Raw genomic sequence first — 19,800 nt, 5'->3', positions numbered from 1 at the left:
GGTGTACTGCTCCCGTTCTTCTCCTTCATGACGTTCCTCATCGCCGTACCGACCGGCGTGAAGTTCTTCAACTGGATCGGAACGATGTGGAAGGGCTCCCTGTCCTTCGAGACCCCGATGCTCTGGGCGACCGGCTTCCTGGTCACCTTCACCTTCGGTGGTCTGACGGGTGTCATCCTGGCCTCGCCGCCGATGGACTTCCACGTCTCGGACTCGTACTTCGTGGTGGCGCACTTCCACTACGTGGTCTTCGGCACCGTCGTCTTCGCGATGTTCTCCGGATTCCACTTCTGGTGGCCGAAGATGACCGGCAAGATGCTCGACGAGCGCCTCGGCAAGATCACCTTCTGGACGCTGTTCATCGGCTTCCACGGCACCTTCCTGGTCCAGCACTGGCTGGGTGCCGAGGGCATGCCCCGTCGTTACGCGGACTACCTCGCGGCCGACGGCTTCACCGCCCTGAACACGGTCTCGACGATCAGCTCGTTCCTGCTCGGCATGTCGATCCTGCCGTTCCTCTACAACGTGTGGAAGACGGCCAAGTACGGCAAGCCGGTCGGCGTCGACGACCCGTGGGGCTACGGCCGCTCGCTGGAGTGGGCGACGTCCTGCCCGCCGCCGCGGCACAACTTCCTCACCCTGCCGCGGATCCGCAGCGAATCCCCGGCGTTCGACCTGCATCACCCTGAGATCGCCGCTCTCGACCAGCTCGAGAACGCGCCTCACGGTGAGAAGGCTCTGGCTGGTGGCAAGGAGGCCGGCAAGTGAAGATCCAGGGCAAGATGTTCATGTGGCTGAGCATCTTCATCCTCGCCATGGCCGTCGTCTATGGCGTGTGGTCGAAGGAGCCGGCCGGTACCACGGCCCTCTTCCTGGCCTTCGGTCTGTGCATCATGGTCGGCTTCTACCTCGGCTTCACGGCCAAGCGGGTCGACGCCGGTGCGCAGGACAACAAGGAGGCGGACGTCGCCGACGACGCCGGCGAGGTCGGGTTCTTCAGCCCGCACAGCTGGCAGCCGCTGGCCCTCGGGGTCGGTGGTGCGCTCGCCTTCCTGTCGATCGCGATCGGCTGGTGGCTGCTGTACTTCTCGGCGCCGATCATCATGATCGGCCTGTACGGCTGGGTCTTCGAGTACTACCGCGGTGAGAACCGCACCCAGTAGCACGCGCAGGGCGCACAGGGAGCCCGGACACTCCGAAAGGAGCGTCCGGGCTCCCGCTTTTGCCCCAAAACTGTTCCCTCGTACGGATTACTGCGCGCGCCGTCCTTGACGAACGTCCATAGCGTGAGGGACATGAACCACTCTCCGCGCACCCGCACCGTCGTCAGCTGCACTCTGCTGGTGATCGCCCTCGGCGCGGGCGGCACCGCTTGCAGCAGCGGGGGCAACCCGCTGGCCGGCAAGCCGTACGACGCGACGGACCAGCTCTCCTTCAACGGCCTCAAGGGCGGCGCGAAGACGGCCGACCCGGACAAGCCCCTCGAGGTCACCGCCGAGGACGGCGGCCGCATCACGGACGTCACCGCCACGGACGCCGCAGGCCGCTTCGTGGCGGGCGAACTCTCCGCCGACGGCACCCGCTGGCACAGCACCTCCCCGCTCGCCGCCAACGCCCACTACACGGTGCGGGTGAGCACGGAGGACGAGGACGGGGCGCCGGGCCGCAAGGTCCTCACCTTCGACACCAGCACCCCCACCACCAAGAAGAGCCTGGACGTGAAGTTCGGCCCCGACTCCGGCGACTACGGCGTCGGCCAGCCCGTCACCGCCCAGCTGAACCGGCCCGTCAAGGACAGGACCCAACGCGCCATCGTGGAACGGGCGCTGCGGGTGGACTCGGTCCCCGCCGTGCAGGGCGCCTGGCACTGGGTGGACGACAAGGAACTCCACTACCGCCCCAAGGACTACTGGCCCGCCCACGCCGTCGTCCAGGTGCACAGCAACCTGGACGGCATCAAGGTCGGCGACCGTCTGTGGGGCGCCAGGAGCAAGCCGCTGAAGCTCACCATCGGCGACAGCATCATCGCCGTCACCGACGCCTCGGCACACTCCATGACGGTGTACAAGAACGGCGAGGACATCAGGGAAGTCCCCGTCACCACCGGCAAGCCCGGCTTCGAGACCCGCAACGGCGTCAAGGTCGTACTGGGCAAGCAGTCCTTCGTACGCATGCGCAGCGCCACGGTGGGCATCGCCGAAGGCAGCTCCGACTCCTACGACCTGCCCGTCTACTGGGCCACCCGCCTCACCTGGAGCGGCGAGTACGTCCACGCCGCCCCCTGGTCAGTGGGCTCCCAGGGCTACGCCAACGTCAGCCACGGCTGCACCGGCATGAGCACCGCGAACGCCGAGTGGTTCTTCAACACCGTCCACGAGGGCGACGTGGTGAAGGTCATCAACTCCAACGGCGACACCATGGAACCCTTCGGCAACGGCTTCGGCGACTGGAACCTCACCTGGAAGAACTGGCGCACGGGCAGCGCCCTGGTGGGCGGCACTCCGGACGGCCCGAGCCCGGACGATGCGGCACGACTCCGCCCAACGGCAGTGTGAGCGCCCCTGAAAGGGGCGCGGGGCTGTATCGATATGCGGCTCCGCCGCGTGGGCGCGACCAGCCACGACGGGCTCGCAGACGTCTGACTGCCTCGACCGCTACATCCAGCGAAGCGCTTACGCGCTCTGCTGAAGCGCCTTCTGCCGCAACAGCGAAGCCAACGCCGCAGCGAACTCCACAGGCTCCACAGGCAAGGTCACAGCGGCATCCGCCCGACTCCACGTGGCCAGCCAAGCGTCCTGAGGCCGCCCGATGAGCAGCAGCACCGGCGGGCAGTTGAACACCTCGTCCTTGATCTGCCGGCACACCCCCATGCCCCCCATGGGCACGGCCTCGCCGTCCAGGACGCACACGTCGATGCCGCCCCGGTCCAGCTCCTTGATGACGGCGGCCGGCGTCGCACACTCCAGGAACTCGACGACGGGAACGTCGGGAGCGGGCCTGCGCCCGGTCGCGAGCCGCACCTGTTCGCGGGTGTTGGAGTCGTCGCTGTAGACCAGCACCGTGGCGGTCGGCTGCATAGTTCCTCCGAGACGTCAGCGTCGTACGGAAAGGCCCGATGGGGCGGATGTTACTCCGTTCAACACCACGTCAACACCGGTATGGACGGTAGCAACACTCCGAACGGCACCCCCCGGAGTGAGGGCGGGATAAGCGACCGACATAATGTCGGTCGTGGCGACAGCAACGACAGTAGAAACCGGGCACGCGCACCCGTCGGTCAACCGGCCGAACCTCACCAGCGTCGGAACCATCATCTGGCTGAGTTCCGAGCTGATGTTCTTCGCGGCCCTCTTCGCGATGTACTTCACCCTGCGATCGGTGACCGGTCCGGATCACTGGAAGGAGATGGCGAGCCATCTCAACCTTCCGTTCTCCGCGACCAACACCACGATCCTGGTGCTCTCCTCCCTCACCTGCCAGCTCGGCGTGTTCGCCGCCGAGCGCGGGGACGTGAAGAAGCTCCGGGGCTGGTTCATCATCACGTTCGTGATGGGTGCGATCTTCATCGGCGGTCAGATCTTCGAGTACACGGAGCTGGTGAAGAAGGACGGGCTCTCCCTGTCCTCCGACCCGTACGGCTCGGTGTTCTACCTGACCACCGGGTTCCACGGCATGCACGTGACGGGCGGCCTCATCGCCTTCCTGTTCGTTCTCGGCCGCACCTACGCGGCCAAGAGGTTCACCCACGAGCAGGCGACCGCGGCCATCGTCGTGTCCTACTACTGGCACTTCGTCGATGTCGTGTGGATCGGCCTCTTCGCCACGATCTACCTGATCAAGTAGCCGGGCCCGTTCCCGCGTGCGCCCGCGCGGCGCACAACCCACAAGCATCGACGCAGAAGATCCTGACACCGGGGTAATCCGTGAAAAAGCTCTCCGCACGACGACGCCATCCCATGGCGGCTCTCGTCGTCCTACTCCTCGCGCTGGCATGCACCGGGGGGCTGTACGCCGCGTTCGCACCCGCGAGCAAGGCGCAGGCCGATGACACCGCCCAGTCCCTTGCCATCGACGAGGGCAAGAAGCTCTACTCCGTGGGCTGCGCCAGCTGCCACGGCACCGGCGGTCAGGGAACCACCGACGGTCCGAGCCTCATCGGCGTGGGCGCCGCGGCCGTCGACTTCCAGGTCGGCACCGGCCGTATGCCGGCCCAGCAGCCGGGCGCTCAGGTCCCGAAGAAGAAGGTCATCTACTCGCAGGCCGAGATCGACCAGCTCGCCGCGTACATCTCCTCCCTCGGCGCCGGCCCGTCCATCCCGACGAAGGCGCAGTACGGTCCGGACGGTGCCGACATCGCCAAGGGTGGCGAGCTGTTCCGCACCAACTGCGCGCAGTGCCACAACTTCACCGGCAAGGGCGGTGCGCTGACGCACGGCAAGTTCGCCCCCAGCCTCGAGGGCGTCGCCCCGAAGCACATCTACGAGGCCATGCAGACCGGCCCGCAGAACATGCCGTCGTTCCCCGACACCACGATGTCGGAGCAGAACAAGAAGGACATCATCGCGTACCTCCACGCGGTCAACGGAGACGACACCGAGAGCCCCGGCGGCCTTGAGCTGGGCGGACTCGGCCCGGTCTCCGAGGGCCTGTTCGCCTGGATCTTCGGACTCGGCGCGCTGATCGCGGTCGCCGTCTGGGTCGCCGCTCGGACCGCAAAGGCCAAGAAGTCATGAGTAGCCAAGACATTCCAGAAGAGAACCTGCCCGCTGAGCAGGACGCGCACGGCACCGTAAGCCTCGCGGACGAGAAGAACCCGTTCGCGGACCCCGGTCTGCCGCCCCACGAGCACCGGGTGCAGGACATCGACGAGCGGGCCGCCAAGCGGTCCGAGCGTGTGGTGGCCATGCTGTTCACGGTCTCGATGCTGGCCACGGTCGGCTTCATCGCCTCGTATGTGGCGATCCCGCACGACAAGGCGATCTTCGTCTTCCCGATCGGCCACATCAACGCGCTGAACTTCGCGCTGGGCCTGACCCTGGGTCTCGCGCTGTTCGCCATCGGCGCGGGCGCGGTCCACTGGGCCCGCACCCTGATGTCCGACGTGGAGATCGCCGACGAGCGGCACCCGATCGAGGCGTCCCCCGAGGTCAAGGCCAAGGTCATGGCCGACTTCAAGCAGGGCGCCAAGGAGTCCGCGCTCGGCCGCCGCAAGCTCATCCGCAACACGATGTTCGGTGCGCTGGCCCTGTTCCCGCTCTCCGGTGTCATGCTGCTGCGCGACCTCGGACCGCTGCCGGGGACCAAGCTGCGCCACACGCTGTGGTCCAAGGGCAAGCTGCTCGTCAACATGAACACCAACGAGCCGCTGCGTCCCTCCGATGTCGCGGTCGGCTCGCTCACCTTCGTCAAGCCCGAGGGCCTGGAAGAGCACGACGAGAACTTCCAGACCGAGATCGCCAAGGCTGCCCTGATGATCGTCCGGATCCAGCCGGAGAACATCAAGGACAAGCAGGAACTCGACTGGTCCTACCAGGGCATCGTGGCGTACTCGAAGATCTGCACCCACGTCGGTTGCCCGATCTCGCTGTACGAGCAGCAGACGCACCACGTGCTGTGCCCCTGCCACCAGTCCACCTTCGACCTCTCCGACGGTGCCCGGGTGATCTTCGGCCCCGCCGGTCACGCCCTGCCGCAGCTGCGCATCGGCGTGAACGACCAGGGCTACCTCGAGGCGCTCGGCGACTTCGAGGAGCCCGTCGGTCCTGCATTCTGGGAGCGCGGATGAGCACCAACGAGAACAACGAGTCCCGGCGCGGCAAAGCGCCGGCCGGCGAGCGCGTCGCCGACTGGGCCGACGGCCGGCTGGGGATCTACTCCCTGGCCAAGACCAACATGCGCAAGATCTTCCCCGACCACTGGTCGTTCATGTTGGGCGAAGTGTGCATGTACAGCTTCATCATCATCATCCTCACGGGTGTGTATCTGACGCTGTTCTTCCACCCGTCGATGAACGAGGTGGAGTACCACGGCAGCTACATCCCGCTGCAGGGCCAGATGATGTCCGAGGCGTTCAACTCGACCCTGCACATCTCCTTCGATGTGCGCGGTGGTCTGCTGATCCGGCAGATCCACCACTGGGCCGCGCTGATCTTCCTCGCGGGCATGTTCGTGCACATGATGCGTGTGTTCTTCACCGGCGCGTTCCGCAAGCCGCGTGAGGTCAACTGGGTCTTCGGCTTCCTGCTGTTCGTCCTCGGCATGTTCACCGGCTTCACCGGTTACTCGCTCCCGGACGACCTGCTCTCCGGTACCGGTGTCCGCTTCATGGAGGGCGCGATCCTGTCCGTGCCGATCGTCGGCACGTACCTGTCGATGTTCCTCTTCGGCGGCGAGTTCCCGGGCGGCGACTTCGTGGCCCGCTTCTACTCGGTCCACATCCTGCTGCTGCCGGGCATCATGCTCGGCCTGATGGTGGCGCACCTGATCCTGGTCTTCTACCACAAGCACACGCAGTTCGCGGGCCCCGGAAAGACGAACAACAACGTCGTCGGCATGCCCCTGCTGCCCGTGTACATGGCGAAGGCCGGCGGCTTCTTCTTCCTGGTCTTCGGCGTCATCGCGGCCATCGCGGCGATCGCCTCGATCAACCCGATCTGGGCCATGGGCCCCTACCGTCCGGACATGGTGTCCACCGGCGCCCAGCCGGACTGGTACATGGGCTTCTCCGAGGGCCTGATCCGTGTCATGCCGGGCTGGGAGATCAACCTGTGGGGCCACACGCTCGTCCTGGGCGTGTTCATCCCGCTGATCATCTTCCCGCTGGTCCTGGTCACGATCGCGGTCTACCCGTTCATCGAGTCCTGGGTCACCGGCGACAAGCGCGAGCACCACATCCTGGACCGCCCGCGCAACGCCCCGACGCGTACGGGGTTCGGTGCCGCGTGGATCTCCTGGTACTTCGTGCTCCTGGTCGGTGGCGGAAACGACATCTGGGCCACGCACTTCCACCTGTCGATCAACGCGATCACCTGGTTCGTCCGGGTCGCCTTCTTCGTCGTGCCGGTGCTGGTGTTCATCGCCACCAAGCGGATCTGCCTCGGCCTCCAGCGTCGCGACAAGGACAAGGTGCTGCACGGCCGCGAGTCGGGCATCATCAAGCGCCTGCCGCACGGTGAGTTCATCGAGGTCCACGAGCCGCTCAGCCAGGACGCCCTGCACACCCTCACGGCGCACGAGCAGTACAAGCCGGCCGAGATCGGCCCGACGGTCGACGAGAACGGCGTCGAGCGCAAGGTCAAGGGCTCCGAGAAGCTGCGCGCCAAGCTGAGCGAGGCGTACTACGGCGAGGAGTCCCAGATTCCGAAGCCGACCGTCGAGGAGTACAGGGAGATCACGAGCGGCCACGGCCACCACTGATCGCTGCGGCTCGCCACGCCACGGCAGAAGGGCCCCCGTCCGGTTCTCGGACGGGGGCCCTTCTCCATGCCCTGAGCTGGATAGGGTGGCCTCACACTCGTTTTCTTCTTCTACGACGACCAGGAGCGGCCCTATGAGCGCTGTGACCCCCGCTGGAGGCGACACCGCGGCGGGCCGATCCTGGCCCGAGGTACTGAACGCCCTGCTGTACGGCCGTGACCAGAGCGCCGAGGCGACCTTCTGGGCGATGGACCAGATCATGCGGGGCGAGGCGACCGACGCGCAGATCGCCGGGTTCGTGGTGGCGCTCAGGGCCAAGGGCGAGACCGTCGAGGAGATCAACGGGCTGGTCCGGGCGATGTACGAGCACGCCAACGTGATCGAGGTGCCCGGCCGGACCGTCGACATCGTCGGCACCGGCGGTGACGGCGCGAAGACCGTGAACATCTCCACCATGTCCGCGATCGTCATCGCCGGCACGGGCGCGAAGGTCGTCAAGCACGGCAACCGGGCCGCCTCCTCGGCGTCCGGTGCCTCGGACGTCCTGGAGAAGCTCGGCGTCAATCTGGAGCTGACGCCGAAGCGGGTCGCGGAGGTCGCCGAGGAAGCCGGGATCACCTTCTGCTTCGCCATCAAGTTCCACCCGGCACTGCGTCACGTGGGCGCCGCGCGCGGCCAGTTGGGCATCCGTACGGTGTTCAACGCGCTCGGCCCGCTGACCAACCCGGCGCGGGTGAGGGCGCAGGCCGTCGGCGTCGCCGATCCGCGCATGGCGCCGATCATCGCCGGTGTCTTCGCCGAACGCGGCAACTCCTCCCTGGTGTTCCGCGGCGACGACGGCTTCGACGAGCTGACGACGACGGCCACCTCGCGCGTCTGGGTCGTCCGCGACGGCAAGGTCACCGAGGAGGCCTTCGACCCCCGTGACGTCGGCCTCGAACTGGTCCCGGTGGAGGCCCTGCGGGGCGGCGACCCGTCGTACAACGCGGAGGTCGCCCGCAGGCTCCTCGACGGCGAGAAGGGCCCCGTACGGGACGCCGTACTGCTGAACTCGGCGGCGGCCCTCGTGGCCCTCGACCCGGGCCCCGGGACGCTGGCCGAGCAGCTCCGGGCCGGCATGGACAAGGCGGCGGAGTCGATCGACTCCGGCGCGGCCAAGCGGGCGCTGGAGCGCTGGGTGGCGGCCAGCAACGCATAGCAGGAGAGCGCGGTCCCGTAATGCGGACACGGGTTGCGGGACCGCGATCACTTCACGTACGTTCCTGTCCAGGTCATGAGTGACAGTCATGAGGCCCCGGCCGACTGTCCGGCAACCCTCCGTCCGTGGCGGGGTGCCCCGGGTGAAGACCAGGCCGTAGGCAGCGAGGTCTACGGCAAGCGCGGACCCCTCGAGCAACCAGGGGTCCTGGTCGTCGAGGAGCCTTCCGTGAGCAAGCGAATGCGATAGGGCCGCAGAGCCCCGCCTCCGCATCCCCTTTCCTTTTCACGCCCCTGCTTGAGCCGTGCCGCTCGCGGGGCGAATTCCGCCTGCTTCCACGGGAGTTCCGCCATGTCTGTCTCCACCGCTGCCGTCGCCACCTCCATTTGTGCCCCTCTGCCCGTTCTAGGCAGGGATGTCACCGTCCCGCTCGTCACGGGCGGCGAAGTCACCTATGCGGCACTCGACTACGCGGCCAGCGCGCCGGCCCTCCAGCGGGTGTGGGACGACGTCGCGGCGTACGCGCCCTACTACGGCAGCGTCCACCGCGGCGCCGGCTACCTCTCGCAGCTCTCCACCGACCTGTTCGAGAACGCCCGCAGGACGGTCGCCGAGTTCCTCGACTGCCGCCCCGACGACCAGCTGATCTTCACCCGCTCGACCACGGACTCCCTCAACCTGCTGGCGCAGGCCCTTCCGGCCGACTGCCAGGTCTTCGTCTTCGAGACCGAGCACCACGCCAGCCTGCTGCCCTGGAAGGACGCCCGGGTCACCTACCTCAACGCCCCGCGCACCCCGCAGCAGGCCGTCGAGTCCCTGGAGCGCGCCCTCGCCGGCCGGGACCCCTACGGTCCCGCCCTGGTCTGCGTCACCGGCGCCTCCAACGTCACCGGCGAGCTGTGGCCGGTGCGCGAGCTCGCGGCCGCGGCCCACGCGCACGGCGCCCGTATCGTCCTGGACGCCGCCCAGCTCGCCCCGCACCACCCCGTCTCCGTGCAGGACCTCGACGTCGACTGGGTCGCCTTCTCCGGCCACAAGCTGTACGCGCCCTTCGGCTCCGGCGTGCTGGCCGGCCGCGCGGACTGGCTGCAGGCCGCCGACCCCTACCTCGCGGGCGGCGGCGCCAGCCGCAAGGTCACCCGGCGCGAGGACGGCGGCGTCGACGTGGAATGGCACGACAGCGCCGCCCGCCACGAGGCCGGCTCCCCGAACGTGATCGGCGCCTACTCCATCGCCTCCGCCTGCAAGGCGCTCACCGAGGCCGGCTTCGACACCCTGGTCGCCCGCGAGCAGCACCTGATCGAGAAGGTCCGCGCGGGCCTGGCGGAGGTCCCGCAGGTCAAGGTGCTGTCCCTCTTCGGCGACGACGCGCCCCGGGTCGGCGTCCTCTCCTTCGTCGTCGAGGGCTGGAACAGCTCGCACTTCGCCGCCGCGCTCTCCGCCGAGTACGGCATCGGCGTCCGCGACGGCCTCTTCTGCGCCCACCCGCTGGTGCGCACCCTCCTGGGCAGCGACCCCCAGACGCAGGGCGAGTGCGGCGCCCCCGAGGCCGCCCCCGGCGAAAAGTCCCTCAACGCCATCCGCGTCAGCTTCGGCGCCGGCACCCCCGACGAGCACGTCGAGCGCTTCGTCACCGCCGTCAAGGAACTGGTGACGGACGGCGCGAAGTGGCAGTACCGCACGGAGGACGGCCGCTGCGTCCCCGCGGTCTGAGCAGCGGCACCTTTAGGGGCGCGAGGACCTGCGCGACCAGCCCCGACGGGCCGGGAGTCGCACACGAACCGCGCCCCGCAAAGGCCTAGGCGCCCCTCACGAGTCCAGCCCGATGGCAAACGCGGCCTCAAGGTCATGCTGCGAGTACGTCCGAAACGCAACATGCGTGTCCGTGGCCTCGACACCGGGGATCTTGCTGATGCTGCCAGGGATCACATCAGCAAGATCCTCATGCTGCTTCACCCGAACCATCGCGATCAGGTCATACGTCCCGGTCACGGAAAAAACCTCACTCACGCTCTCCAGCGAAGCGATCCGCTCTGCGATCTCGGGGATCCGGTCCACGCTGGTCTTGATGAGGACGATCGCGGTGATCACGGCTGGTTCTCTCCCTTGGGGGCCATTGTTGGGCCTCTCACCCTACTCGCGGTCCAGCCGGCCTGGTCTTTCTGCCGGGGGTCCGGGGGTTGTCCCCCGGGAAGACACAGCAGTGGTACGGCCGAACCGGACCCAGGCGTAGACGAAGCCCAGGCCGAAGCCCACCAGGTGGGCCAGATAGGCCACCCCCGGTCCCGTCGCCGCATGCCTGGCCGCCAGCCACTGCAGGGCCGCCCAGAAGGGCAGCACGATCCAGGCAGGGAAGCGCAGGGGCAGGAAGAACAGGAACGGCAGAAGACTGGTCACCCGTGCCCCGGGGAACAGGTACAGAAACGCGCCCAGGACCGCTGAGATCGCCCCGGACGCGCCGACCAGGGACTGCTGGGACGTGGAGTTCGCCGCCGCGTACCCCAGCAGGGCGAGGTAGCCGCAGCCGACGTAGAAGAGCGTGAACTGGACGCGGCCCATCCGTTCCTCGGTCATCGCCCCGAAGACGTAGAGGAAGAGCATGTTGCCGAGCAGGTGCACCCAGCTGCCGTGCACGAACAGAGCCGTGGCGGGGGTCAGGGCGGCCCTGGGGGAGCCCTGGAACAGCTCGGCCGGGACGACACCCCAGCGGTGGAAATAGGTGCGCTGGGCGGCGAGCAGCGCGTCGCCGGAGCCGTGGGCCGGATCGAGGCCGGCCGCCGGGCCGGTCACGAAGAGCAGACAGCACAGGGTGATCAGCGTGTACGTCATGGGCGCCGAGGGGCGCCGGATCGCTCTGCCGACGGTCGCGCTCCACTTGCCGATCATGAACACAGAGCATGACGTAACGGGACGCAGTCGCACAGACCGCCTCGCCGCCGTGGACGGACGGGCGGCGAGTCCGTGCCAGGCCGTAGGGTACGAGCCACACGCCCGGGGAAGCTCGGGCGTCGTTGACAATAGAAGACCTAGAAGGAAAGAGCACAGGCACGATGACGGTTCCCCTCCCGACCGCCACGACGCGGTGGCGCTGCACCCTCTGCGGCAACCTCACGCGTTTCGACGTGACCCGCTCGTCGAAGGTGGTCGAGTACGTCCACCTCGATCTGGCCGGCGAGCCGAAGGTCGAGGAGCGCGAGGTGGTCAGTGAGACCATCGAGTCGGTGCGCTGTCGCTGGTGCAACGCGGTGGATCAGGTGGAACTCGTGGACAGGCCGGGCGCCGACTCCTGAGCGGAGCGGCCCCACAGGTAATGGGGTGTGACGGATGGTGGAGACCACAGGCGGGGGGCCGGGCGACGGCACCGCTGAGGTGCTTGACCGTCCGCTGCCCGACGGAGTGCGCCGCAGGGTCGTCCAGATCGTCTCGGACGGCTTCGGCGGGCTGACCGTCGGCGAACTGCCCGCACAGCTGAGGCAGTACGCCCGTTTCGCGCCGAACCGGCGGGCCAAGTTCGCCGGCAACGCGATGGCGGCCGCGCTGGAGACCGATCCGCTGTTCCGGCAGCGCATCGGGGAGAAGCTGAGAGAGGCCCAGCCGGAACTCACCGGCGCTCTCGACTCCGGCTCGCCGCCCCCGGCCGCGGATCCGCTCGACGTGGCGGCCGCGGCCTATGTTCTGCGGCCCACCGGCTGGGTGAAGCTGGTGACCGCGGCCGGCGAGGAGGCCCAGCGGGCCGATGCCGAGCGCGCCGACGAGGAGAGCCGGGCCGAGCTGGAGCGGCTGCGTGCGGAGCTCGACCGGGCCCGGGAGCAGACCCGGGTCGACACCGAGCGGCTCCGTGCCGAGCTGGACGCCGCCAAGAAGGAGGCCGACTCGCTGCACCGCAAGCTGCGGGCGGCCCACAGCGACGTCAAGCGGGGCGAGGCCGCCCTGCGCAAGATCCAGGGCGAGGTCGAGACCGTACGCGCCGAGGCGCAGGCCCAGGTGTCCGCCGCCGAGAGCGAGTCCCGGCGGCTGAAGTCGCGGCTCGGGGAGGCGGAGGCCGCCCTGGAGGCCACGCGCAAAGCAGCGCGCGAGGGGCGCAGTGTCGAGGACATGCGCGTGCGCCTGCTTCTGGACACCGTCCTGGACGCGGCCCAGGGACTGCGCAGGGAGCTGGCGCTGCCGCCGGTGTCCGTACGGCCGGCGGAGACCGTCGATGCGGTCGAACCGGGACGAATGACCCCGAAGGACATCGCTGCGCGCGCTTTGTCCGAGAACGACCCCGCGATCCTGGACCAGTTGCTCGCACTGCCGCAGGCGCACCTGGTCGTCGACGGTTACAACGTCACCAAAACGGGTTATCCCCAAATGCCTCTGGAGAAGCAGCGGTTGAGGCTCCTCGGGCAGCTTTCGCAACTCGCTGCACAGACCGGCGCCGAGGTCACCTGTGTCTTCGACGGGGCCGAGCTGGCCGCTCCGGTGCTGCTCGCGCCGCCGCGCGGAGTGCGGGTGCTGTTCTCCAAACCGGGCGTCACGGCGGACGAGTTGATCCGCCAGCTGGTGCGCGCGGAGCCCCCCGGGAGGCCCGTGATCGTGGCTTCCACGGACCGCGAGGTGGCCGACGGAGTGGCCCGCGCGGGGGCGCGGCCCATCGCCTCGGCGATGCTCCTGAAGCGGCTGTCCTGAAGCCGCTTCCCGGGCCGCTGTCCCGTAGGTCGAACTTCTAGGTTTAATGACCGAATTGGCGCAATCGTCACGCAACGTAGCGTCAACCTGGCGTCACCGCATGTGGGTTATGTGCAAAGAATGCATTGCGTCACTAAGATTTTTCACGCGAGGATTTGAAGTGATCACAAGAAGGTCACTAAGGTCGGGCCTCGAACCTCCGAGCGGGTGATCACTCACAAGAAGGAGCCCTCTTCCGTGGCGTCCCATCGTCGACCGAAGCAGCCGAGCCGGGCTCGCGTGACTGTGCTCACCACCGCAGCTGCTGCCGCTGTTGCCATCAGCGCCCAGGCCGCGAACGCAGCGCCGAGCGAGAAGCCCTCCAAGGACGAGGTCAAGGCCAAGGTCGACAAGCTGTACGAGGAGGCCGAGCAGGCCACCGAGAAGTTCAACGGCGCCAAGGAGAAGCAGGAGAAGCTCCAGAAGGAGATCTCCACCATCCAGGACAACGTCGCCCGCGGCCAGGAGGAGCTCAACCAGCTGCGTGACTCCATCGGTCTGGCGGCGGCCGCGCAGTACCGCACCGGCACCATCGACTCGTCCCTCCAGCTCTTCCTGTCGTCGAACCCGAACGACTACCTGGACAAGGCGTCCACCGCCGACCAGCTCAGCGCCCAGCAGGTCGAGGCGCTGAAGAAGATCCAGGAGAAGCAGCGCGAACTCGCCCAGGAGCGCGCCGAGGCCTCCGACAAGCTCAAGGACCTCGCGGCCACCCGCACCGAGCTGGGCAACAAGAAGAAGGACATCCAGGGCAAGCTGGCCGAGGCGCAGAAGCTGCTCAACTCGCTGACGGCCGCGGAGCGGGCCGCGCTCGCCGCCGCCGACGCCCGCGCCAGCCGCTCGGCCAGCGAGCGGGTCGACCTCGGCGACGCGACCGCCGCCTCCGCCCGGGCCCAGGCGGCCTTCGACGCCGCCAAGACCCAGATCGGCAAGCCGTACGTCTACGGCGCCACCGGCACCGCCTCCTACGACTGCTCGGGCCTGACCTCCTGGGCCTACGCCCAGGCCGGCGTCTCGATACCGCGCACCTCGCAGGCGCAGGCCAACGCCGGCACGCGGATCTACTCCGAGGGCCAGCTCCAGGTCGGCGACCTCGTGCTCTTCTACGGCGACCTGCACCACGTCGCCCTCTACGCGGGCAACGGCATGGTGCTGCACGCCCCGCGCACCGGCACGACCGTGCGCTACGAGTCGATCAACAACATGCCGTTCCAGTTCGGTGTCCGCATCTGACACGCGCCCCTGAGGATCCGTTCCAAGATCAGGACACCGGTCCGCCCGAACGGGCGAATTACGTGAACCCGCACTGACCCCACGCCCCGCCCATGACCTGCGTCAGAGGCGGGGCGTCGCGTTTTGTGTGCCCGCAGAGGTCGCTGGCCGCCGCGCACTCACGTGGCTAGCATCACCGCGTCCCTCGACGGAAGTCGTCGGACCTACCGCCGGACGGGCGGGAAGTCACGCCTGCGGAGGCCGCGCAAGACCTGCCCACCTGGGCCGGCGGAGGCCTGTGAAACAGGAACCCGTGGTGGCATCGCGAAGCGGTGCGGACCGGAATCTCCTGCCCTCCGGGGTCGGAGAGGGCGTCAATGTCCGCCGTCTTTCCCCCGGCGTCCGGGGGAGGCCGGTGGCGTCCGGCAATGGAAGGAGCGTCGCTACTCGTGAGGTCCCACCGCCGCCCTGCACCGTCCGGGTTCAACCGGGGCGCCGGCACCGCCCTGTGCGTGCTGTCCGCCGCGGCCTCCGCCCTCGGGGCCGTCCCGGCCGACGCCGCTCCGTACGACCACACCCGGGCCGAGGTGGACCGCCTCTACGCGGAGGCCGAGAAGGCGACCGAGGCCTACAACAAGGCCGACGAAACCGCAGGCAGGCTGCAGAAGCAGGTGCACGACGCGCAGGACCTGATCGCCCGGCAGCAGGAGCGCATCAACTCCGTGCGGGAGTCGCTCGGTTCGCTGGCCGTCGCCCAGTACCGCTCCGGCGGCATCGACCCGACCCTCGCCCTGCTCTTCTCCGACAACCCGTCCGACTACCTCGACAAGGCCTCCGTCCTGGACCGGATCAACGCCCATCAGGCGGGCGAGCTCAGAGACCTCCAGTCCTCGATGCGGGACGTGGCCCAGGAGCGTGCCGAAGCGGTCGGCAAGCTGGCCGAGCTGGAGAAGAGCCGCAAGGCCGTCGCCTTCCACAAGAGGATCGTGGAGAAGAAGCTCGCCGAGGCCCGTCGGCTGCTCAACTCCCTGCCGTACGGGGAGCGTGCCGCCTACAGCCGCGCCTCCCGGGGCGACCGCGGCGAGCTCTTCCCCGACTTGGGCGGCGCCGTGCCGGCCTCGGCCCGCGCGGCCGCCGCCATGGCCGCCGCCCGCTCCGCCCTCGGCATGCCGTACGTCTGGGGCGCCACCGGTCCCTACGGCTTCGACTGTTCGGGGTTGATGCAGTGGTCGTACGCGCAGGCCGGGGTCCAGCTGCCGCGCACCTCGCAGGAGCAGGCGTACGCCGGCCGGCAGATCCCGCTCTCCGAGGCACGCCCCGGGGACCTGGTCGTCTACCGTTCCGACGCCAGCCATGTCGGGATGTACATGGGCAACGGCCAGGTGATCCACGCGCCCTATCCCGGCGCGCCCGTGCGCTACGACCCGGTGGACATGCTGCCGGTGTCCTCGGTCACCAGGGTCTGACCAACCGGCCCTGTCGGCCTTACGATCGGAAAGTGGCTGGTCGTGGGCGGGCGTCGAAGTTCTCGGTGGTGGCGCTCGTGCTGCTGCTCGTCTCTTTGGTGGCGTGCGGCGGGCAGCCCGCCGGCGGCGGTGCCGGGGCCGATCTGCAGCGGGTCCTCGACCGGCGCTCCACCGCCGTCCTCGACCGCGACCGGGCGGCCTTCCTGAAGACGGGCGCCCCGGGCTGGTTCGAGAACCTGCGCGGAGTGCCGCTGGCGTCCTGGTCGTACCGCGTGACCGCCCTGCACCGCACCGGCGACGAGGCGACCGCCGACGCCGAACTGCGCTACCGCATCGAGGGATACGACAACGCGCCCGTGACCGTCGGCCGCACCCTGAGCCTCTCCCGAGGGAGCGACGGGCAGTGGTACGTGGACGCGGACAGGCCCGCCAGGAAGTCCGCCCAGCAGCTGTGGGACCAGGGCGCGGTGACCGTCGTACGCGGCAGCCACAGCATCGTTCTGGGCACGGGGCAGTCCAGCGAGGCGCTGCACTCCTACGCGGACCTCGCGGACCGTGCGGTGCCCGCCGTGTCCGGGGCCTGGGGCGGCGACTGGGCGGGACACGTGGTGGTGCTCGTGCCGGGGTCGGTGCAGGGCATGGCGGGGCTGCTCGGTTCGCCCGCCTCCCAGTACCGCGGGATCGCGGCGGTCACCACGGGCGAGGTGGGCGGCCCGCCGACCGCGCCCGCGGACCGCATCATCGTCAACCCGGACGCGTACGCCCTCCTCGGCCCGCTGGGCAAGCAGGTCGTCCTCACCCACGAGACGACCCATGTCGCGACCCGTGCCCACACCAATGCGGCCACCCCGCTGTGGCTGTCCGAGGGGTACGCCGACTGGATCGGCTACCTGGGCACCGGCCGCACTTCGCCCGAGGCCGCGCCCGAGCTGGCGCGGGCGGTGAGCGAGGGGCGGGTGCCGGAACATCTGCCCACCGACAAGGACTTCGGCTTCAGCGGCGACGCGACGAAGCTGGCGCAGGCCTACGAGGGCGGCTGGATGGCCTGCCGGCTGATCGCCCAGCAGTGGGGTCCTGAGCGGCTCGGGCGGTTCTACCGCGCGGTCGGCGACCACCGGCAGCGGGCGGGCTCGGTGGCGGGCGCGATGCAGAAGGTGCTGGGGACGACACCGGAGAAGTTCACCCGGCAGTGGCGGGCCTACCTCCGGGCCCGACTCGGCTGATCAAGCCGGGTACCGGCGTCGCGGGGTGGGTCAGGGGGAGGTCGAGGTCTCCCTGGTGCGCGTCGCCTGAGTGGGCAGGGGCGGTACGGGCTCGCGGGAGACCGTCGACTGCCACAGTTCCACGGCCCCGAGCACGGCGGCGACGACCAGCAGGCCGTTGCGGACGACGAGCAGGGCGACGCCGAGGGTGTCGCTCATGACGACGTGCTGGAACCAGAGGGGGAACTCCAGCACCGTCACGAACGAGGCCGCGAGGACCAGAGCAACCGGCACCTTCATCCGGCTGCTGCGGAAGCACAGGCAGACGGCCGCGAGACCGACCAGCCACACCAGGTACTGCGGGCTGATCACCCGGCTGGTGACCGTGAACATCAGCACCGCCACGAAGGCCGCGTCCGCGAGCGTGTTCGGCAGGAACCGGGTCGCCATCAGCCGCCACAGCAGCAGCCAGCCGAAGACGACGCCGGTCAGGCACAGGGCCGCGGAGCTGACGAGGCCGACGTACGGGCCGAGGAACTCGATCGAGCCGTAGTTCAGCAGCACCTGGCCGTTCCAGCCGAACTGCCGGGCGATGTGGAAGACGAGGGAGCCCAGCGACTCCACCTCGGTGCCCCTGCTGCGCTGAAAGGTCAGAAAGGCGAACGCGCCGGGCATGGTCACCGCGAACAGCGCCGCCAGCGCGGCCACGGTCGCCGCCGCCCAGGCCCAGGTGCCGCGTTTGCGGGCGCCGACCAGCAGCAGCGCCGGCCACACCTTCAGCATCGCCCCGAAGCCCACGAGGAGGCCCATCACGCGCGGATGCCGGGCGCCCGCGAGCAGCCCGGCCACGGCCACCGCGGTGACCATCACGTCGTAGCGTGCGTACACCGTCGGACCGAGCAGCGGTACCCCCAGCACCCACACCCAGGCGCCGCGCACGGTCTTGCCGGGCCGCAGCCCCGCGTACAGCAGCAGCGACAGCACGACCAGGTCCGCCAGGAAGGCGAGGACGAAGAAGGCCGTCGCGTAGTCGAGGAAGCCCAGCAGCGCGGGGGAGAGGATCGGGAGGGCGGCGGCGGGCGGGTACTGCCAGGTGACGTCGTCCAGCGGGAAGGTGCCGTGGCGCAGGGTCTCGTACCAGCCCTGGTAGATCACGGACACGTCGGTCGTGACGTCCGGGCCGGGGAAGACGAACACCTTGAGGACGAACAGCAGCAGCACCAGCCTGGTCAGGCCCCAGGTCACCAGCAGTCCCGCGAGGGACCGCCTTCCGCCCGCAATGTCCACCGGAGCCCCGTTTCCGTCTGCTTTCCCGTTCCGGTCTTGAGGGGAACATGATGTCCTGTGCAGGTGTGTGCTTGCCATAAACGTGGCCGTGCCGAGCTGTGCGCGACCGTTGGATGCCCGTTGGATAGGGTCGGCGGCGATGCACAAGACCCTGATCGTGACGAACGACTTCCCGCCCCGCCCGGGCGGTATCCAGGCGTTCCTGCACAACATGGCGCTACGGCTCGACCCGGACCGCCTCGTCGTCTACGCGTCCACCTGGAAGCGCAGCCGGGAGGGGATCGAGGCCACGGCCGCCTTCGACGCCGAGCAGCCCTTCACCGTCGTACGCGACCCCACGACGATGCTGCTGCCCACGCCGGGCGCCACCCGGCGGGCGGTCGGGCTGCTGCGGGAGCACGGCTGTACGTCGGTGTGGTTCGGGGCGGCGGCGCCGCTCGGGCTGATGGCGCCGGCGCTGCGCAAGGCGGGTGCCGAGCGGCTGGTGGCCACGACCCACGGTCATGAGGCGGGGTGGGCACAGCTCCCCGCCGCCCGGCAGCTGCTGCGCCGGATCGGGGAGTCGACGGACACGATCACCTACCTCGGCGAGTACACGCGCTCGCGGATCGCCACTGCCCTGACCCCTGCGGCGGCCGGGCGGATGGTGCAGCTGCCGCCGGGCGTCGACGAGAAGATCTTCCACCCGGAGTCGGGCGGCGCCGCGATCCGGGCGCGGCTCGGCCTCACCGACCGGCCGGTGGTCGTGTGTGTGTCCCGCCTGGTGCCGCGCAAGGGCCAGGACACCCTCATCCTCGCCATGCCGCAGATCCTGGCCGCCGAGCCGGATGCGGTGCTGCTGATCGTCGGCGGCGGCCCGTACGAGAAGGACCTGCGGCGGCTGGCCCACGAGACCGGCGTGGCCGACTCGGTGCGCTTCACGGGCCCGGTCCCCTGGTCCGACCTCCCGGCCCACTACGGCGCCGGCGACGTCTTCGCGATGCCGTGCCGGACGCGGCGGGGCGGGCTGGACGTGGAGGGGCTGGGGATCGTGTACCTGGAGGCATCGGCGACAGGCCTGCCGGTCGTGGCGGGTGACTCGGGCGGCGCCCCCGACGCGGTACTCGACGGCGAGACGGGCTGGGTGGTGCGGGGCGGCTCCGCCGAGGAGGCAGCCGAGCGCATCGTCGTACTCCTGGGCGATGCCGAGCTGCGGCGGCGCATGGGGGAGCGGGGCCGGGAGTGGGTCGAGGAAAAGTGGCGGTGGGACTTGCTCGCCGAGCAGCTGAAGCGGCTTTTCTAGGGGCGCGGGGAACTGCGCGACAAGCCACAT

19 protein-coding genes and 1 riboswitch are annotated in these 19,800 nt (G+C 69.2%); of the genes, 15 read left to right on the top strand and 4 right to left on the bottom strand.

The features are described from left to right. From ACWC1K_RS37075 to ACWC1K_RS37065, 3 genes are all read left to right on the top strand, one after another. The coding region (locus tag ACWC1K_RS37075; RefSeq protein ID WP_450837291.1) for a cytochrome c oxidase subunit I at window positions 1-768 on the top strand (768 nt) is incomplete at its 5' end. Then, the gene (locus tag ACWC1K_RS37070; RefSeq protein WP_450837290.1) at window positions 765-1,163 is read left to right on the top strand and encodes a cytochrome c oxidase subunit 4; all 399 of its coding nucleotides are present in this window, start codon (window positions 765-767) and stop codon (window positions 1,161-1,163) included. The genes ACWC1K_RS37075 and ACWC1K_RS37070, both read left to right, overlap by 4 nt. 132 nt (window positions 1,164-1,295) lie before the next feature. Next, complete coding sequence (locus ACWC1K_RS37065) at window positions 1,296-2,555, top strand: Ig-like domain-containing protein (protein WP_450837289.1); 1,260 nt, start codon at window positions 1,296-1,298, stop codon at window positions 2,553-2,555. A 117-nt stretch (window positions 2,556-2,672) separates the two neighbouring features. Here the strand turns inward: ACWC1K_RS37065 and ACWC1K_RS37060 are convergent, their stop codons facing one another. Then, a complete protein-coding gene (locus ACWC1K_RS37060) occupies window positions 2,673-3,077 on the bottom strand; it encodes a response regulator (protein WP_099928237.1) in 405 nt (134 codons plus the stop codon). 145 nt (window positions 3,078-3,222) lie between these two features. On the opposite strand from ACWC1K_RS37060, the gene ctaE reads away from it, so the two are divergent. The 6 genes from ctaE (at window position 3,223) to ACWC1K_RS37030 (ending at window position 10,327) form a co-directional block, all read left to right on the top strand. Then, window positions 3,223-3,843: an aa3-type cytochrome oxidase subunit III gene (gene ctaE, locus ACWC1K_RS37055; protein ID WP_019067823.1), complete on the top strand. Its 621-nt coding sequence runs from the start codon at window positions 3,223-3,225 to the stop codon at window positions 3,841-3,843. 80 nt (window positions 3,844-3,923) lie between these two features. Then, entirely contained in the window at window positions 3,924-4,733 is an 810-nt protein-coding gene (gene qcrC / locus ACWC1K_RS37050; RefSeq protein ID WP_450837288.1) for a cytochrome bc1 complex diheme cytochrome c subunit, read from the top strand. Continuing rightward, window positions 4,730-5,785, top strand: coding sequence for a cytochrome bc1 complex Rieske iron-sulfur subunit (gene qcrA, locus ACWC1K_RS37045; RefSeq protein WP_450837287.1), 1,056 nt, complete (start codon window positions 4,730-4,732; stop codon window positions 5,783-5,785). Before qcrC ends, qcrA begins: the two co-directional genes overlap by 4 nt. Beyond that, on the top strand, window positions 5,782-7,416 hold the full coding sequence (gene qcrB, locus ACWC1K_RS37040) for a cytochrome bc1 complex cytochrome b subunit (protein WP_450837286.1): 1,635 nt from the start codon (window positions 5,782-5,784) through the stop codon (window positions 7,414-7,416). The genes qcrA and qcrB overlap by 4 nt, the downstream gene beginning before the upstream one ends. A gap of 133 nt (window positions 7,417-7,549) precedes the next feature. Continuing rightward, window positions 7,550-8,614, top strand: a complete 1,065-nt coding sequence (trpD, locus tag ACWC1K_RS37035; protein WP_450837285.1) for an anthranilate phosphoribosyltransferase — start codon at window positions 7,550-7,552, stop codon at window positions 8,612-8,614. A 71-nt stretch (window positions 8,615-8,685) separates the two neighbouring features. After that, a riboswitch (SAM riboswitch) is annotated at window positions 8,686-8,802 on the top strand. Between the two features lie 163 nt (window positions 8,803-8,965). Beyond that, on the top strand, window positions 8,966-10,327 hold the full coding sequence (locus ACWC1K_RS37030; protein WP_450837284.1) for an aminotransferase class V-fold PLP-dependent enzyme: 1,362 nt from the start codon (window positions 8,966-8,968) through the stop codon (window positions 10,325-10,327). A gap of 96 nt (window positions 10,328-10,423) precedes the next feature. Here ACWC1K_RS37030 and ACWC1K_RS37025 read toward each other — a convergent pair whose 3' ends face one another. Beyond that, window positions 10,424-10,705 carry an Lrp/AsnC family transcriptional regulator gene (locus ACWC1K_RS37025; RefSeq protein WP_099928230.1) on the bottom strand — a complete coding sequence of 94 codons (282 nt, stop codon included), beginning with the start codon at window positions 10,703-10,705 and terminating at the stop codon, window positions 10,424-10,426. A 42-nt stretch (window positions 10,706-10,747) separates the two neighbouring features. After that, the gene (locus tag ACWC1K_RS37020; protein ID WP_450837283.1) at window positions 10,748-11,500 is read right to left on the bottom strand and encodes a rhomboid family intramembrane serine protease; all 753 of its coding nucleotides are present in this window, start codon (window positions 11,498-11,500) and stop codon (window positions 10,748-10,750) included. Window positions 11,501-11,664: 164 nt separating this feature from the next. Here ACWC1K_RS37020 and ACWC1K_RS37015 point away from each other — a divergent pair, with 164 nt between their 5' ends. The 5 genes from ACWC1K_RS37015 to ACWC1K_RS36995 all read left to right on the top strand — a co-directional run bounded on the left by ACWC1K_RS37015 (window position 11,665) and on the right by ACWC1K_RS36995 (window position 17,222). After that, complete coding sequence (locus tag ACWC1K_RS37015; protein WP_009309707.1) at window positions 11,665-11,904, top strand: hypothetical protein; 240 nt, start codon at window positions 11,665-11,667, stop codon at window positions 11,902-11,904. Between the two features lie 34 nt (window positions 11,905-11,938). Then, window positions 11,939-13,282 carry an NYN domain-containing protein gene (locus tag ACWC1K_RS37010; RefSeq protein WP_450837282.1) on the top strand — a complete coding sequence of 448 codons (1,344 nt, stop codon included), beginning with the start codon at window positions 11,939-11,941 and terminating at the stop codon, window positions 13,280-13,282. Window positions 13,283-13,519: 237 nt separating this feature from the next. Next, window positions 13,520-14,554: an NlpC/P60 family protein gene (locus ACWC1K_RS37005; protein ID WP_450837281.1), complete on the top strand. Its 1,035-nt coding sequence runs from the start codon at window positions 13,520-13,522 to the stop codon at window positions 14,552-14,554. 428 nt (window positions 14,555-14,982) lie between these two features. Then, window positions 14,983-15,999 carry an NlpC/P60 family protein gene (locus ACWC1K_RS37000; RefSeq protein ID WP_450837280.1) on the top strand — a complete coding sequence of 339 codons (1,017 nt, stop codon included), beginning with the start codon at window positions 14,983-14,985 and terminating at the stop codon, window positions 15,997-15,999. A 32-nt stretch (window positions 16,000-16,031) separates the two neighbouring features. Further along, a complete protein-coding gene (locus ACWC1K_RS36995; RefSeq protein ID WP_450837279.1) occupies window positions 16,032-17,222 on the top strand; it encodes a hypothetical protein in 1,191 nt (396 codons plus the stop codon). Window positions 17,223-17,252: 30 nt separating this feature from the next. Here the strand turns inward: ACWC1K_RS36995 and ACWC1K_RS36990 are convergent, their stop codons facing one another. Next, complete coding sequence (locus ACWC1K_RS36990) at window positions 17,253-18,488, bottom strand: glycosyltransferase 87 family protein (protein WP_450837278.1); 1,236 nt, start codon at window positions 18,486-18,488, stop codon at window positions 17,253-17,255. 139 nt (window positions 18,489-18,627) lie between these two features. Between ACWC1K_RS36990 and ACWC1K_RS36985 the strand changes: the two genes are divergently transcribed. After that, window positions 18,628-19,770: a glycosyltransferase family 4 protein gene (locus tag ACWC1K_RS36985; RefSeq protein WP_450837277.1), complete on the top strand. Its 1,143-nt coding sequence runs from the start codon at window positions 18,628-18,630 to the stop codon at window positions 19,768-19,770. Window positions 19,771-19,800: the final 30 nt, after the last annotated feature.

The sequence above is a fragment of the Streptomyces sp. NPDC001492 genome, from assembly GCF_053597275.1.
This window is presented reverse-complemented; position numbering and strand designations above follow the sequence as displayed.

What these genes read in the sequence shown, in the direction of transcription:
- ACWC1K_RS37065 (WP_450837289.1), top strand. Translation starts at nt 1,296, where the DNA reads ATGAACCACTCTCCGCGCACCCGCACCGTCGTCAGCTGCACTCTGCTG.
- ACWC1K_RS37060 (WP_099928237.1), bottom strand. Translation starts at nt 3,077, where the DNA reads ATGCAGCCGACCGCCACGGTGCTGGTCTACAGCGACGACTCCAACACC.
- ctaE (WP_019067823.1), top strand. Translation starts at nt 3,223, where the DNA reads ATGTCGGTCGTGGCGACAGCAACGACAGTAGAAACCGGGCACGCGCAC.
- qcrA (WP_450837287.1), top strand. Translation starts at nt 4,730, where the DNA reads ATGAGTAGCCAAGACATTCCAGAAGAGAACCTGCCCGCTGAGCAGGAC.
- qcrB (WP_450837286.1), top strand. Translation starts at nt 5,782, where the DNA reads ATGAGCACCAACGAGAACAACGAGTCCCGGCGCGGCAAAGCGCCGGCC.
- trpD (WP_450837285.1), top strand. Translation starts at nt 7,550, where the DNA reads ATGAGCGCTGTGACCCCCGCTGGAGGCGACACCGCGGCGGGCCGATCC.
- ACWC1K_RS37030 (WP_450837284.1), top strand. Translation starts at nt 8,966, where the DNA reads ATGTCTGTCTCCACCGCTGCCGTCGCCACCTCCATTTGTGCCCCTCTG.
- ACWC1K_RS37020 (WP_450837283.1), bottom strand. Translation starts at nt 11,500, where the DNA reads ATGATCGGCAAGTGGAGCGCGACCGTCGGCAGAGCGATCCGGCGCCCC.
- ACWC1K_RS37015 (WP_009309707.1), top strand. Translation starts at nt 11,665, where the DNA reads ATGACGGTTCCCCTCCCGACCGCCACGACGCGGTGGCGCTGCACCCTC.
- ACWC1K_RS37010 (WP_450837282.1), top strand. Translation starts at nt 11,939, where the DNA reads ATGGTGGAGACCACAGGCGGGGGGCCGGGCGACGGCACCGCTGAGGTG.
- ACWC1K_RS36985 (WP_450837277.1), top strand. Translation starts at nt 18,628, where the DNA reads ATGCACAAGACCCTGATCGTGACGAACGACTTCCCGCCCCGCCCGGGC.